At 63.6% G+C, this 14,240-nt stretch carries 14 protein-coding genes; 4 read left to right on the forward strand and 10 right to left on the reverse strand.

Annotation, left to right across the window (positions count from 1 at the left end; all coding sequences use genetic code 11):
* Positions 1 to 32: 32 nt before the first annotated feature.
* The 3 genes from FA702_RS15670 to FA702_RS15680 are packed head-to-tail and all read right to left on the reverse strand — an operon-like array spanning position 33 to position 4,491.
* Positions 33 to 1,340, reverse strand: a complete 1,308-nt coding sequence (locus FA702_RS15670) for an AAA-associated domain-containing protein (RefSeq protein WP_136956847.1) — start codon at positions 1,338 to 1,340, stop codon at positions 33 to 35.
* Positions 1,341 to 1,390: 50 nt separating this feature from the next.
* Positions 1,391 to 3,136 (reverse strand): ABC transporter permease subunit, encoded by a 1,746-nt coding sequence (locus tag FA702_RS15675; protein ID WP_136956848.1) that lies wholly within the window; start codon positions 3,134 to 3,136, stop codon positions 1,391 to 1,393.
* 23 nt (positions 3,137 to 3,159) lie between these two features.
* The gene (locus tag FA702_RS15680) at positions 3,160 to 4,491 is read right to left on the reverse strand and encodes a carbohydrate porin (RefSeq protein WP_136956849.1); all 1,332 of its coding nucleotides are present in this window, start codon (positions 4,489 to 4,491) and stop codon (positions 3,160 to 3,162) included.
* 387 nt (positions 4,492 to 4,878) lie between these two features.
* Between FA702_RS15680 and FA702_RS15685 the strand changes: the two genes are divergently transcribed.
* On the forward strand, positions 4,879 to 5,157 hold the full coding sequence (locus FA702_RS15685) for a metal/formaldehyde-sensitive transcriptional repressor (RefSeq protein WP_136956850.1): 279 nt from the start codon (positions 4,879 to 4,881) through the stop codon (positions 5,155 to 5,157).
* Positions 5,158 to 5,256: 99 nt separating this feature from the next.
* Here the strand turns inward: FA702_RS15685 and FA702_RS15690 are convergent, their stop codons facing one another.
* The 6 genes from FA702_RS15690 to FA702_RS15715 all read right to left on the reverse strand — a co-directional run bounded on the left by FA702_RS15690 (position 5,257) and on the right by FA702_RS15715 (position 9,373).
* Positions 5,257 to 5,775: a hypothetical protein gene (locus tag FA702_RS15690; RefSeq protein WP_136956851.1), complete on the reverse strand. Its 519-nt coding sequence runs from the start codon at positions 5,773 to 5,775 to the stop codon at positions 5,257 to 5,259.
* Positions 5,772 to 6,197, reverse strand: a complete 426-nt coding sequence (locus tag FA702_RS15695; RefSeq protein WP_255504601.1) for a cytochrome c — start codon at positions 6,195 to 6,197, stop codon at positions 5,772 to 5,774. The genes FA702_RS15690 and FA702_RS15695 overlap by 4 nt, the downstream gene beginning before the upstream one ends.
* Entirely contained in the window at positions 6,194 to 7,750 is a 1,557-nt protein-coding gene (locus tag FA702_RS15700) for an FAD-binding oxidoreductase (RefSeq protein ID WP_136956852.1), read from the reverse strand. The genes FA702_RS15695 and FA702_RS15700 overlap by 4 nt, the downstream gene beginning before the upstream one ends.
* A 165-nt stretch (positions 7,751 to 7,915) precedes the next feature.
* Positions 7,916 to 8,425: a nuclear transport factor 2 family protein gene (locus FA702_RS15705; RefSeq protein ID WP_255504602.1), complete on the reverse strand. Its 510-nt coding sequence runs from the start codon at positions 8,423 to 8,425 to the stop codon at positions 7,916 to 7,918.
* Complete coding sequence (locus FA702_RS15710; RefSeq protein ID WP_124810249.1) at positions 8,422 to 8,838, reverse strand: nuclear transport factor 2 family protein; 417 nt, start codon at positions 8,836 to 8,838, stop codon at positions 8,422 to 8,424. Before FA702_RS15710 ends, FA702_RS15705 begins: the two co-directional genes overlap by 4 nt.
* A 7-nt stretch (positions 8,839 to 8,845) precedes the next feature.
* A complete protein-coding gene (locus tag FA702_RS15715; RefSeq protein ID WP_136956854.1) occupies positions 8,846 to 9,373 on the reverse strand; it encodes a DUF3237 domain-containing protein in 528 nt (175 codons plus the stop codon).
* Positions 9,374 to 9,776: 403 nt separating this feature from the next.
* On the opposite strand from FA702_RS15715, the gene FA702_RS15720 reads away from it, so the two are divergent.
* Positions 9,777 to 10,265 carry a MarR family winged helix-turn-helix transcriptional regulator gene (locus FA702_RS15720; protein WP_255504603.1) on the forward strand — a complete coding sequence of 163 codons (489 nt, stop codon included), beginning with the start codon at positions 9,777 to 9,779 and terminating at the stop codon, positions 10,263 to 10,265.
* Positions 10,266 to 10,372: 107 nt separating this feature from the next.
* On the opposite strand, the gene FA702_RS15725 is transcribed toward FA702_RS15720, so the two are convergent.
* Positions 10,373 to 10,801: a nuclear transport factor 2 family protein gene (locus FA702_RS15725; RefSeq protein ID WP_124810252.1), complete on the reverse strand. Its 429-nt coding sequence runs from the start codon at positions 10,799 to 10,801 to the stop codon at positions 10,373 to 10,375.
* Positions 10,802 to 11,178: 377 nt separating this feature from the next.
* Between FA702_RS15725 and FA702_RS15730 the strand changes: the two genes are divergently transcribed.
* Together FA702_RS15730 and FA702_RS15735 are read left to right on the forward strand one after the other, a co-directional pair.
* The gene (locus FA702_RS15730) at positions 11,179 to 13,542 is read left to right on the forward strand and encodes a TonB-dependent receptor (protein ID WP_255504604.1); all 2,364 of its coding nucleotides are present in this window, start codon (positions 11,179 to 11,181) and stop codon (positions 13,540 to 13,542) included.
* Between the two features lie 72 nt (positions 13,543 to 13,614).
* Positions 13,615 to 14,181, forward strand: a complete 567-nt coding sequence (locus FA702_RS15735; protein WP_136956856.1) for a nuclear transport factor 2 family protein — start codon at positions 13,615 to 13,617, stop codon at positions 14,179 to 14,181.
* Positions 14,182 to 14,240 lie beyond the last annotated feature (59 nt).

A 14,240-nucleotide genomic window follows, 5' to 3' on the forward strand; every position in this document is an offset into this window, starting at 1 on the left:
TCACCAACCCGGTGGTGGTGGGGGCGTGCGCATCATTGCGGGTCATCAAGGCTGAACTGATCGTCGTCCTCGTGATAGGTGAAGATTTCTGCGTAACGCCCCCAGTTGGTCACGGTCTTGAGCGTCTCCCGGGCAAAATCCTCGCTCATGTGGTCTTCCAACTCGTCGCGGAAACGGCGCGCGGGAGCTTTGTGGCTGGCGCGCTCGTCAAGGATGCGGCGGATGTGCTGGGCCAGCGGGACATGGGCGAGCAGCGCTTCGCCAAACAGCGCCTTGCGATGGTCAACATCGGCGCCCGCGTAGCGACGGGCCACCGGCGTGAGCAGCAATTCGGCTCCCCGCAACTCGGCGAAGCGCAAGAGCTGGAGCGTTTCGGCCATCGGGAACAGGTCGTCGATCTCGAAATTGAGTGAATCCGCCAGTTCGGCCATGCTTGCACGGCCGTTGAAGGGCGTGCCATCCACTTCCTCGATCAAGCCGGCGAGGGTGTTGGTGGAAACACACGGCAGCACCATGGCGATGCCGGTGCCCGGGAACACGCCGTCGCGGGTGGGGTGGGATTGCGCTGGCCTTGCCGTCATGCGCGCGTAGATATCGTCCACTAGCGCACGGAAGGGCGGATCGAGCCGGTCGCGTGGGCGGGGGATGTCCACCTTTATCTCGGCGACCACGCGGCCGGGATTGGATGAAAAGACCAGAATGCGGTCGCACATCTGCACTGCTTCCTCGATATTGTGCGTGACGATCAGGATCGATTTGATCGGCATCCGCCCTTCGGACCACAAGTCGAGCAGATCGGTGCGCAAGGTTTCGGCGGTCAGGACATCGAGCGCCGAAAAGGGCTCGTCCATCAGCAACAACGAGGGATTGACCACCAGGGCACGCGCCAGCCCCACGCGCTGGCGCATCCCGCCCGACAGTTCCTTGGGATAGGCATTTTCGAAGCCATCAAGGCCGATGAGGTCGATCGCCGCCAGCGCGCGGCTTCGGCGCTCGTCGGCGGGAACCTTTTGCGCTTCCAGCCCCAGTTCCACATTCTGCTGAACCGTCAGCCACGGAAACAGCGCAAAGGTCTGGAACACCATCGCCACCGACGGATCGGGGCAATCGGCGGTGGCGATCCGCTCCACCCGGCCCTCGCGCGGATGGATCAACCCGGCGATAGAGCGCAGCAAGGTGGATTTGCCCGACCCCGAACGCCCGAGCAGGCCGACCACTTCGTCCTGGTAGAGCGTGAGATCGACGTCTTGCAGAACCAGATGCCCACCGGGCGGCGGGCCGTAATAGTGGTTCAACCCCTTGACCTCGATCAGCGGATGAACAGGAGCGATGGTCACCATGGGAGTTACTCCGGGTAAAGATGTCAGACTAAGGTGCCAGCGCGCTGCCGCTAGGACAGGCGCAGACGGCGTTCGCCAAATGCATAGAGCGGTCGCCAGACCATGCGGTTGAAGCTCAGCACGAAAAGGCTCATCACGCCGATGCCCAGCGCTACGCGCGGGTAATCGCCTGCGGTGGTGGCGTCCGCGATGTAGGCGCCGAGGCCATGGGCCGCCAGGCGATGGTTGCCCCACGTCACCACTTCGGCGACAATCGAGGCGTTCCACGATCCGCCCGAAGCGGTCAGCGCGCCGGTTATATAGTAGGGGAAGATGCCGGGGAGCGCGACCTGCCGCCACCATTGCCAGCCCTTCACCCCGAACATGCCCGCCGCCTCGCGCAGATCGTTGGGGATCGAACTGGCTCCCGCGATGACATTGAACAGGATGTACCATTGCGTCCCCAGGATCATCAGCGGGGATAGCCAGACATCGGGTGTCAGGTCGAAGCGCACGATGGCGATCACCGCAAAGGGAAACAGGACGTTGGCCGGAAAGGCTGCGAGAAACTGGGCGATGGGCTGCACGCGCTCGGCAAGGGGCGGGCGCAGGCCGATCATCACGCCCAGCGGCACCCACACCAGGCTGGCCAGCACGATCAACACGATCACCCGGAGCATGGTGACGATCGCATCGGCGAAGGCCGTGCCGATGTCGGCAAGGCTGAGCGAGGTCAGCACATAATGCGCGATCCAGCCCAGCGCGCCTGCCACCCCCATCCATACCAGCGCCCGCCACAGCCGTTCGGCCCACGGACCGGCCGGTCCGGCCACAGCATCAGCCCGGGGGCGACGGCGCGGTTCCATCGCCAGCAACAGGCGCCCGATAGCCGCGAAAGGCGCAAAGATTTTCGGCAGCACCCGTGTGCTGCGCAGCAGGTCGTAGGCCCAGCTTCGGGGCACGTCGGCGCTTGCGGTCTGTTCGAACCGGAAGCGATCGGCCCAGGCGACGATGGGGCGGAAAAAGAGCTGGTCATAGGCGATGATCACCAGAGCCATCATGCCCACCGCCCAGCCGACGCTATGGAAATCCTGCCGCTGGATCGCGAGCGCCAGATAGGAGCCGATCCCCGGCAGCGTGACGGTGGTGTTGCCGACGGTGATCGCTTCGGAAGCCACCACGAAGAACCAGCCACCGGACATCGACATCATCGCGTTCCACACCAGCGCCGGCGTGGCGAATGGCAGATCGAGCCGCAGAAACCGCCGCAGCGGCGAAAGGGTGAAACCTTCGCAGACCTCTTCCAGATCGTCAGGCAAGCTGCGCAGCGACTGGTAGAAGCTGAACGCCATGTTCCATGCCTGCGAGGTGAAGATGGCAAAGATGCTGGCCAGTTCCACCCCCAGCACATTGCCGGGAAACAGGTTCATGAAGAAGGTGACGGTGAAGGTCAGGAAGCCGAGGATTGGCACCGACTGCAATATGTCGAGTGCCGGCACGATGATCCGCCCGGCATGCTTGCTGCGCGCCGCCAGCGTCGCCACGACAAGGGTGAAGAGCGTGGACGCGAACAGCGCCGCAAACATCCGCAGGATGGTCCGCAACGCGTAATAGGGCAGATGCGCCGGGTTGAGCGTAACCGGTTCAAGGTGCAGGCTCGACAGCGGCTCCACCGCGCCTTCGGCGCCGCGAAACACCAGCAGGGCAATGCCCGACAGGATCACAAAGGCAATCGCGTCCTCGCGATTGGGGCGCGTCAGGCGCAGCATCCGCGAGAAGGATGGCAGGATGGGGATCGGGTTCTTGTCCGGGCTCATGACTCAGCCCTCCACATGGGTTGTCAAAAGCCGGCGTGAATCCGCAGGGCAAAGATATTGGCCGGACCGCGATCCCGGTTGTATCCGGGGTTGGCGATGTGCTGATAGTCGAAGGTCAGCGCGCCCCAGTCGACCGGGCGGAAGGCATAGTAGGCCTCGATGATCTGTTCATCGCCCGGATGGGGCAAAGCGCCATCACCCACCAGCACGCCAAGGCCACCAGCCGCCAGCCAGCGCTTGTGCGCATCGGAAATGCCGTTGACCACGCCCGCGATGGCCAGTGTGTCCTGCGGCCGCCCCCACGCCTTGCCTTTCAGCGCCCCGCCAAGGGCAAAACTGCGGTCGATATCAGTGAAGTCATACGTCTCGATCGCGCCATCGCTGGTTCCGGCGCGCAGAAACACGCCCAGAGCGTCGGTCACATCCTGCTCGGCATTGAGCGCGATGCCAAAGCGATCCTGCTTGCGCCGGACCGGAGCCAGTTCCGGGGGCTGACCCGTGCCGCGCGCCTGCGCCAGCGCATCGTCGAAACGCGCAAACTTTCCGCGATTGCGAAAGCCGGTCACTCGCAAGGCGCCATTATGCCCGGCGATGCGGAAGCGGCGCTCACCCTCGACTATCACCGCGTTCTGGCTGAAGTTGCTCTCGAGTTCGATGCCATTGGGCACTTTGGACAGGTTATAGAGCCCCACGCGCAGGGTCCACGGCCCCTGGTACCACTCTGCCGCAATGCCATACGTGTAGCCCCAGGCATTGGCGGCATAGTCAAAGCTGCCGGTGTCGACCAGCGACCAGTTGAGGAAATCGCCCCGCGGATCATGGGCGAACGTGTTGGTGTCGAAAATGTCGCCCACGCCCATCTTGCCCGCGGTGATGACGAGGCGATTGGCCGTCGTGACGGCGCGCAACTGGTTGATCCCGGCGTCGAGCTTCCGCGCGTCGCCGCCCAGCGCGATGGTCTGCCGCACGAAGGCGCGTTGCAGTTTGGAATAGGGGTTCGTCTTGCCGACCTTGTAGGCCTCGGCACTGGGGAAGCCGCCCGCGCCCAGCGTGTTTGACAGGCCAAAGCCCTGATCGATCTCGGGATTCACCCAGATCTCCGCGCCCTTCCATGGCCGAACACCCAGATACAGCGTCACGTCATTAGTCATCCTGGTCTGACGCGGCTCCAGGCTGTTAACCCCGGTATAGGGCGAGGCAAAGCTACCCACGGCCTGCACCACGCCGGTGTACTGGCCGTGGACGGCATAGGCCTGATCCGGTGACGTGGCTTCCTGCGCCAGGGCGGCCATTCCCGGCAGGCCGAGAGCAACAGCCGCGCCGCGCAAGGCCGCGCGAAAGGTGAAGGACCGCATGCATGTCTCCCTGGCAGGAGACCTAGCGAGGAAATGTGACAGGCCAGTCGCGGGCAGGCAGTGGCAGCCAATGCGCCGCGCGCGGCGGTGCCGGAAAGCAATCGAGATGGTCATTGTTCGGTCCTTGATCGGGAAACCGCTTCCCGCCGGGACCGAAGGCGTGTCAGCGCACGCTCAAGGGGTTCCGGCCGCGGCAGCAGCAGTCCGCAACGCAAGCGGCAAGCAGGCAATCAGCCTACTGTCGCCCTCGTCGGCGGCATGGTTGCAACTTCGTGGCATCGGATGATTCCTTCGAAATGCCAGACGCGCCGTATTGGATACGGAGCGACTCGACGTGGTTGCCTATATACCCTAGGGGGGTATGGTATCAAGAGTGGGGGGCGGGTCATGAGTCATGTTGCCGAGGAAAAGCAGAAGCTCCTCAATCGACTTAAACGGTTGCGCGGACAGATCGATGCGCTCGAGCGCGCGGTCGATGGCGATGTGGAATGCGCCCGCGTGCTCCAACAGGCTACCGCCTGCCGCGGCGCGCTGGAAGGCTTCATCGCCGAGGTGATCGAGGATCACATCCGCGAACACATGATCGAACCCGATCTGCCCGTCAGCGATCCCAAGGTGCAGGCCGCCGAGGAACTGGTGGCAATTATCAGGGCTTATTTGCGGTAAACTTTCATGGGCGAGCGTGCGTTAGGCGGCGTGGTCTAACCCGGTTCTATGCTCGCTCCACCTGCCAGCGACGGGAAAACCGCCAATACGGACGGGGCGTTATCCGAGGACCAGCGTGAAAGACCAACAGATCGTCGCGCGGTCCATCTCCTCGCGCTGGCCCGCGCCGCACAGTGGAGGGTGTCCTGTCGCTATTTCCGCAAAAGCGGTTGGCCATTGATCCGCCGCGACGCGGCTCATCGCCGCGGCCATCTTCCCTGGCTGACCGCACGCGCTTGCGACCGGCTGATAGCCTGGATGGCGCAGGGCCAACTGCGCACGATAGCCGTGTTCGCGCATGATCCCGTTCGCGAGCAAGTGATCCGCATGGCGCGAGACGCCCCATAGCGAGCCCGGTTTGCCGGCCAGAATCCTCCGGAGCAGTCTGACCCGGTCCTGCTCGAGCGCGATCGCTTCCAGGCCCAGTTCGCGCGCGCGCCTGGCAAACTGGCTGCCGGCGGCAAGCGTCGGGTCGTAAAGCGCGATCCTGGCGGCCGGCGCCGCGTGGACGCGGGTGGCGGCCAGAAGCGGGACCGAGGCCGCAGCCGCGATGAAGGTGCGCCGGCTAAGGTCGGTCATCGCGCACCCCGTGCCTTTGGAGCGGTAAGGTAGGCCGCGATCTGCTTGATATCCGCGTCGCTGACTTCGCCTCGGGGGATGGGGGGCATGTTGCCGATGCCCGTCCGCGCCGCCTGGATCACGTAGTCGACCGTCAGGTCGTTCCGCTCTTCCAGCAACGGGTGATCGGTGCGGCGCGCAAGTAGGCCGGTGCCCATCCCGCCCTTGCCATGGCACATCCCGCAGTATTGCACATAGAGTCGCTCACCGCCTTTCGCGTTTGGCCGGGCGGAAAGCGTCAGTGGAGAAGGCGGGGATGGCGGCGAGGGCGGGCCTGCCGCCGGAGCTGGCTTGCCCTGATCTGCCGGCTGTGCGGAGGCGGCGGAAAGCGCGGCCAGCACAATCATAATGCTGCCGCAAAGTCCGATCGCAAGGCTGTTCATGCGCGGTCCTTCGTCTTGCTGGAAACGGTGCCGATTCCACTTTTACCCGGTGCGATAATGCCGAAGGGGTCCAGAGCGGCCTTGACCTTGGCGTTCAGCTTGCCGAGCGCGCCGCCGTTGAAATCATAGGTCGATGCGACAAGGTCCATGTAGTCGAGGTGCGTGCGGTATTCCCCGTAACCATGCGCCTTCGCGTCCGCCACCAGCGTGCGGATGAAAGGATCGACGCGGCGCATCATGTCCGGATCGTCCTTGTCCAGCAGGATGGCGTTGACGTTGATCAGGTGGCGTTCGCCGAACGCGAAGCTGGCCTGATAATCCATGCCGAATTCCTGGTAGCGCTGGTAGGTCCTGCGGAATTGCTCCATCGCCGCGCTGCCCGATTGCGGCAGTACCGGCGAGAAGCCGATATGCCCGCCCAGGCCTCCGTGCCAGTTCGCGTTCTGCATGGGGAAGGTCAGCGGCGTCCCGGTCCAGCCGGTCATTTCCAGCGGTTCGCCACGTTTCCAACTCGTGCGCTTCATGCTGAGCGGCTTGAGCTTGTTCATCTCGCTTTCGAGGATGGCATAGGCTTCGCGGTTGATCGTCTCGCGTCCGTAGAGGCGCAGGCTGACGCCCCACCAGCCCATCTGGAATTTCTTGCGGATCGCGGCGATCACCGTGTCGGAGAGCGCGCCTTTCTGGTCCGTCCATTCCGCCCGCGTGGTCAGGATGGCGGCGGCCCGCAACCAGTTGCCGATCGTGGGTGATTGCTGCAGCACACCCTCCCGCCGGAGCGGCGCGATGGCATCGATCAGCGGCCCCAGATCTTCCGGCCGGTCGAATTCGAGGTCCATGCCCATGAGCGATTCGGGTTCCGGCATGAGCCACAGGCCGGCCTTGGTGACGATGCCCAGGTTGGACTGCACGAACATCTGATCCCACGCCGGACCGAAACCGAAGCGATAGAGCTGCCAGGTGGGCGAGCCGGTGAGCGCGCCCATGCCGGTGCGCACCAGCGTGCCGTCGGCAAGCACCACTTCCATCCCGCACAGCTTGGTCGTGTGTTCGCCATAGGGCGTGTAGCCGACCCCGCGATCCAGCGCGTTGCCGATGACTGAGCCCCAGCTGTTTCCGGGCGTCGAAAGCCAGTGCTTGAGCCCGCGCGCCTTCAGGAAATCATACAGATCGTAGAAGCCGACACCCGGCTCCAGCAGCACGGTGCCGTTCTCCTCGTCGTATTCGATCTTCTTCATGCGGGACAGGTCGAGGATCACCGAACCTTCCAGCACCGGTGCGGAGCCGCCGTAGCCGAGGTTCTTGCCCCGGCTGATCGGCCAGAGCGGAATCCTGTGCTCGGCCGCGACGCGGACGATCGCCTGGATCTGCTCCACAGTGTCCGGGGCGATCGCGCCTGCGGGGCGGTGCCGGCTGTCATCGACCGCGAACGCGTCGGAATAGGAATCCTGATCTTCGGCATCGAAGAACAGGTTTTGCGCGCCGACGATGGCGGCGAAGCTGCGGCGCGCGGCGGCCAGTCGTTCCGGGGGAATGCTGTAGGACGAAAGTGGCATGGTTTGATCCGGTCTTTGCTCCGCTTTCCGACGCATGGGCCGGGCGCCCATCCTTCATGGCGACGTGGTCGGGAAGAAGAGGGAAAGGTTCTGGCGGTTGTCTCTTTATGCTTTGCCTCGGGATAATGCTGCGCCAGGATTTGCGCAGCATCGCTAGCTTTGTCGCTACGTCGCGAGCCGGCGCTGATTGGGATCGAGCTTGAGCATCTCGGCGCTTTTCAATGCAGGATCCCAGTGCTCCACAATCTTGCCGTCCTCGATGCGGAAAAGATCGAACCAGCTGGTGTGGTAAGGAGCGTCGTCGGCATCCCGTTCCGGACGGACGAACGTGAACTGGACCATGTCGCGTTCGGCCACGATCGCGATCAGCGGCAGACGGATCGCCGGCTCGATCTCGCGCTCCGGCCGGGACGAACGGATGAAGGCCGCGAGCGCGTCGCGGCCGCTGACGACGTTGGGATTATGCTGGATATAGTCCGGCCCGATAAAATCGCTGACGCGGTCCGCGCGGCCAGCCTGCAGCACGATGCGGTACATGTCATAGCACAGCCGCTTGTTGCGCTCGATATCGGGATCGGTGCTGCGCAGCATCGCTTCGTGGTCCGCCGCGATGACCGGCGTGGTCAGCCCCGCGACCGGCTCTGCCGCCGCGATCAGTTCCGTCCTGCCGCTCAAGATGGCTGCTCCTCGTTCCAGGGGCGCGGCCATTTGCGGGTATCGTCCCAATGTTCGACGATAAGACCGTCCTCCAGACGGAACATGTCGAAGGCGTGGCCCAGATAGGTTTCGCCGGGGCGCGTCGGGTCGGGCTGCTCCTGCTCCCAGATGGCGACCACGTAGTCGCCCTGCGCCACCGTCCGCAGCAGTTCCTTGCGCGCCGGCGGCGTGAACCCTTCCGGCAGATTCCGGATGATCTTGACCAGATGCAGAATGTGCTCGCGGCCGGACGGCATGTTCACATTGTGCTGGATGTAGTCCGGGTGGATATATTTGAAGACGGCCTCGTCCTGGCCTTCATAGATCACGCCCTTCCACATCGCGATCACGATTTCGGCGTTGCGCTCTTCCAGCGTGCGTTGGTCGGTCATGCCAGCCTCACGTCAGCGCGTAGTAACGCAGGACGTTGCCCGAGACGAGGCGTTCGCCCACGCCCACGAACACGTGCTTGGTCAGCCAGTCGTGCTTGCCGACCGGAGTCTCGAAACTCGGCTGCCCGCGCAGGTAGTATTCCTCGTGTTCCACGGGTTGGCCGCCGCGGAAGGCCCAGTCCCTGATGCGTTCCATCGTGTCGGGCTTGCGGCCCCACAGAAAGCCCTTGTTGTTGAGGAGAATGAGCGTTCCGTCCTCTTCTTCGAGCATGTACCGCGCATCGAACACGGCGACATCGTCCGGCCGGAAATAGGCGTAGTCGCCTCCCGAACCCGGCACGGCCTTGCCGCGCAGCCGCGGTCCCTCGAACGTTCCGCTTTCCACGTAAACGGCCCCCCGGTTGCCACCCCAGGGCGTGTTGTTGATCATCTGCACGCGCGGAAAGGAAAGGCGCACTTCCATCACGAATTCCAGCCGGGGGTTGTCCAGCGCGGAGAAGGGCGGGGAGAAGGGCGGGGAGAAGGCGTCAGTCATGAACCTTTCCTCCGGTCGGAACGGCGGGGCCGGCAGTCGCGATGCCTGCGCGGAATGTCGGTTTTGCATTTCCGAGCCGGTATTTACCCGGGCAAGGTGACGGGAAAACCATGGGCAGCGCGCTCCTCTCTCCAATTGCTCGTGCAAAAGCAATCGTAACGATCGTTATATATACTTGCAAGCGTGCATGTGGCGGCCCCGGACCGATAGTGTCCGTCGGTCAGGGCCGGGAATGCGCGCGACCGATAGCGCTCCGCCCTCTGGCTGCGGTATTCCTTGCATTGCGCCGTCGCGGCATTCCCTTCCATCATGGGTCTTGACGAAGGCAGGCGCAGCGCCACAGTGAGGCGCTATGTCAAATACATCCGATCCGTCTGAGCCGTCACAGGCGTTACAATCCGACTTGAGCCCCGAAGCGGAAATGCTGCACAGCATACTCAAGCTCGCGAACCGCCTGATGGCCCCGTTTTCGACGTTCCTTGCCCACGAGCATCGGATCAGCCTGAACGAGTTCCGGGTGCTGATGCAGATCGGCTTCTACCGATCCGCCGCGAGCCACGAGCTTGTCGAACTGACGGGCGTCAATCCCATGAGCATCTCGCGGGCTGTCGCCACGCTCGAAAAGAACGGTCGCGTCGTCACGGTGACCGATCCGGCGAATCGGCGGCGCAAGCGGCTGACCCTGACGGCGGAAGGGGAGCGGCTGTTCCGAGCGATGCGCCCCGCGACGAACCTTGTCGCGGAGTTCTTGCTGTCCCGGTTGAAACCCCATGAGCGCGCGACGCTCGACCATATTCTTCACACGCTGATCGCCACGCTGGAGGCGAAGGACGAGCAGGGCCGGTCCCTGTTTCTGGAGCATACCCGTCCGGGCCATCAGCCCGAGGCGTAAACCCGATCAATGGCGATGGCTTGCCCCATCGCCATTGAGGGAAGGCGGGTTTCCGGTGACGCTGGGTGGGTGCGATAGGGCGTGCGTTCGGCTTGAACGTCCGCCGCTTAACCCATGCCGCGACCGCTGGCCGTGGTTGCGGGAACGGGCTGCGCCACGTCCCAGTGCTCGACGATGAGCCCGTCGGCGAATCGGAAAATGTTCATCAGCGCGTGCCCGGGATCTTCCGGCCCCTGACGGCCAATCAGATGGACGAAACCATAATCGCCATCCACCAGGATGCGGCGGACGTCCATGCTGACCGTCGGCCGTGCGAGCAGCCCTTCCAGGTGCGCGATCGCGGCTTCCCGGCCATCGGTGACGGCCGGGTTGTGCTGCATATAGTCAGGATGAACGTAACGTTCGAAGGCTTCGCGCACCTTCATTTCATCGTAGTAAAGCCGTACGAAATCCAGAAGGAGTGCGCGATTCCGCGCGGTGCGGGCGGCGTACTCCGGGCTTTGGGATTCAGTAATTCCGGCGGTTCTCGGCGGCATGGTGTGTTCTCTCCCTAGAGTTCCGGTGCGCGGCGTGATTAACGCGTGCCGTTCATGCGATCAGAAATCTGGCATGTGCTCGATTGACCAATCGTAACGATCGTTATATCAATCTCGAACTGGCTTCAAACCACTTTCAAAGTGGAGGGCAAGGAGAGGGTGTGATGAGAGCGACACAGGTTCCTATCGGGCGCTTTTCTGAACGGTGCCGTTCGTTTCGCGCAAAATGCAGGGCGGCCGATGGCCGCGTGTCGCGTGATTTCGCAGGCACCGGGGTCGCCTGACGGCCAGCGCGTTTCGGATTGACCGGGGCTTGCGGCCGCACCGCCGCCAGCCATCCGGGGCAACAATCATCATGAGATACATGGGGAGGTAACATGAAAATTGAACTTTTGCGTGCGTGTGCCAGTGTCATGGTCATCGCCGCTGCTATTTCTGTTTCAAGTCAGGCATTTGCCGCAGCGGACGAAGCTTCTTCGCCGCAGGCTGACGAAGCAGAAGCAACGTCCGGCGACATCGTCGTCACCGCCCAGCGGCGCACGGAGCGCCTGCGGGACGTGCCGATTTCCGTCTCCGTGGTGGGTGGCGAGCAGCTGGCGCGGGATAACCTGACCAACCTGTCCGCGGTCGCCGATCGTCTGGCCAACGTCCGGATCACGCCCGGGCCGTTCGACCAGCTCAACATTCGCGGTATCGGTTCGTCCAACAATACCGGCTTCGAACAATCGGTCGCAACCTTCGTCGACGGCGTTTACCGTTCGCGTCCGCGCGCCATTCGCGCCGCGCTGTTCGATGTCGAGCGGGTGGAAGTGCTCAAGGGGCCGCAGACGACCTTCTTCGGCAACAACGCGATCGCCGGCGCGCTCAACATCACGACCCGCAAGCCCGGAGACGAATTCGCCGCCAACGGATCGGCGCTGTACGGAAGCTATGGCGAATACAATGTCGAAGGCGGCGTGACGGTGCCGGTGGGCGACATGTTCAGCGTGCGTGCTGCCGGCCGCCTGTCCGGCATGGACGGTTATGTGAAGAACGCCTTCACGCGCAAAGACGCTCCGCACGAACGCAACCGTGTCGGCCGCATTTCGCTGGCCTTCACGCCTTCGTCCAACTTCCGGTCGGACTTGCGCTACGACACCGGCAAGACGACTTCGGACGATTTCCTGCCGTTCGAGCTGGAAAGCTGCCCGCCGCCCGCGCCGTTCCCCGTGGGCGGAAGCTGCGCGAACTACATCGCGGCGAACGGAACGGCCGTCGACGACAAGCTCAACTGGCGGAACTCCAGCCGTCCCGGCAAGCTTGACTACGCGTTCAACGAAGTGGGCTGGACCAACGCGTTGAGCATGGGTGACTACACGCTCACGTCGATCACCGGCTTCTTCAACCACAATACGGAATATCTGCAGCAGCTTATTCCGTCGCCCGTGCCCGGCATCGGTGGCGGCAGCCTGCTTCCGGTGTTCCAGCGCGAAACGTTCCGCCAGTGGTCGCAGGAAATCCGCCTTGCATCGCCGACGGGTGGCTTCTTCGAGTGGCAGCTCGGCGGCTACTATTCGAGCAGCAAGATGCGCAACAACGGCGTGACCGGCTTCTTCTTCGCGCCCTTCGGCGCTTCGGCTCCGCCATATACCGCGCAGACGCCGGTTGCCGGGCGCCTGACGGTGCATGAAGACGCGACCACCAAGTCGGTGTTCGGCGCCGCCACGATCCGGCCGATCGATCGGGTCAAGCTGAACCTCGGCCTGCGCTATTCCGTGGTGGAGAAGGACGGCTTCCGCTTCCTGCGCAACGGCACGGCAGACCCGAACTATCCGACCCCGGAAAACTTCGTGCCGGCGAGCCAGCAGGTCAGCGATACGCTGAACACGATCCTGGGTTCGAACAACCAGAACTTCGCCAACCCGCACCGCAAGGATGACAAGCTCATGCCGTCGGTGAGCTTGCAGTTCGAAGCGACGCCGGATGTCACCGCTTATGCAAGCTATACCAAGGGCTTCAAGGCCGGTGGCTATAGCGGCGGTTCGGCCGGTGGCGATTTCGGCCCGGAAACGGTCAACGCCTACGAAGTCGGTATCAAGGGCAATCTGTTCGATCGCCGCGTTACCTTCTCGCTGAGCGCGTTCCGGGGCGATTATTCCGGCTTGCAGGAATCGGTTTCGGAAACGCTGCCCAGCGGCACCGTGCGCGTCAGCGTCGCCAATGCCGCGTCCGCCCGCTCGCAGGGTGTCGAGCTTTCGGCCAGCTGGCGCATGACGAGCTGGCTGACCGCGAGCACCGATCTTGCCTATCTGGATGCGATCTACCGCAACTATAACGGTGCGCCGTGTTCGTCGATCCAGACGCTGCTGGGCGCCTCTTCGGGCTGTATTGGCCGGCGGCAGGACCTTTCGGGCAAGCGGCGCGGCTTTGCCCCGGAATGGACCGGCAATTTCCGCCTCGACGCGACGATCCCTGCGGGCGACATGAACGTGCGGGTATCGCCGCTGCTCTACTTCAGCTCGTGGTACTTCCAGTCGTCGACGGCTGACGATCTGATCCGGCAGAAGGGTTATGCGAAAGTCGACCTGCGCGTCAGCGTCGGACCGAAAGACGATCGCTGGGGCCTGGCGGTTATCGGCCAGAACCTGACCAACAAGGCCACGGCCGGCTTCCGGCAGACGGTCAGCGGTGCCAACGGATCGGTTTCGGCCCTGGCTGAACGTCCTCGCACGGTCGCGGTTCAGCTCACCGCGCGATACTGAGGGGGCATTGCTGAAAAGTGGCGGCGGGGCTTTGGCCCCGCCGCGCTGCGTCGCGCGCATGAGGTGCTGCCCATGAAGTTCTACCCGATCCTGGCGCTGCTCGCCTGTGCCGCAGCGCCGTCAAGCCAGGCGCAGTCCATCCAGGCAGAGGATGCGCAAGCCGCATTGCTGGCCAGCCCCGATCCTGTGCTCGCGTCCAACAAGAAGCTTGTTTACGACATGTATCGCGAAGTCCTGCTTGGCGGGCGCGCGGATCTGGTCGACCGCTATTTCACCGTGGAATACCTGCAGCATAACCCGAACGTTGCATCCGGGCGCGATGCGCTGGCGCGGTTTATCCGGGGGTCACGGCCGGAGCGCCCGGTCAGGCCGACGATCACCCTGCCACTGATCACCCTGATCGCCGAGCGCGATTACGTTTTGGTCGTCACCCAGCGCCCGATGCGCGACGATCAGGGTGAAGGGTACGTGACAAGCTGGTTCGATCTCTTCCGGATTGCGAACGGAAAAATCGCAGAACATTGGGACCCGGCGCTAAAATCCTCCGCCATGCTGAAATTTGATCCCAACAGCGTGCCTGACGCGCTATCAAGGATCGAATCCGAGAAGGCCGGAGCGAGGGAACCGGCACAGCCCTAACGCCGTCGGGACCATGAAGCCTGCATGGGCATCGACCTGCCCACGCTTTGGTTCCGTTG

This window comes from Novosphingobium sp. EMRT-2, assembly GCF_005145025.1.
In the GTDB taxonomy this organism is placed as follows: domain Bacteria; phylum Pseudomonadota; class Alphaproteobacteria; order Sphingomonadales; family Sphingomonadaceae; genus Novosphingobium.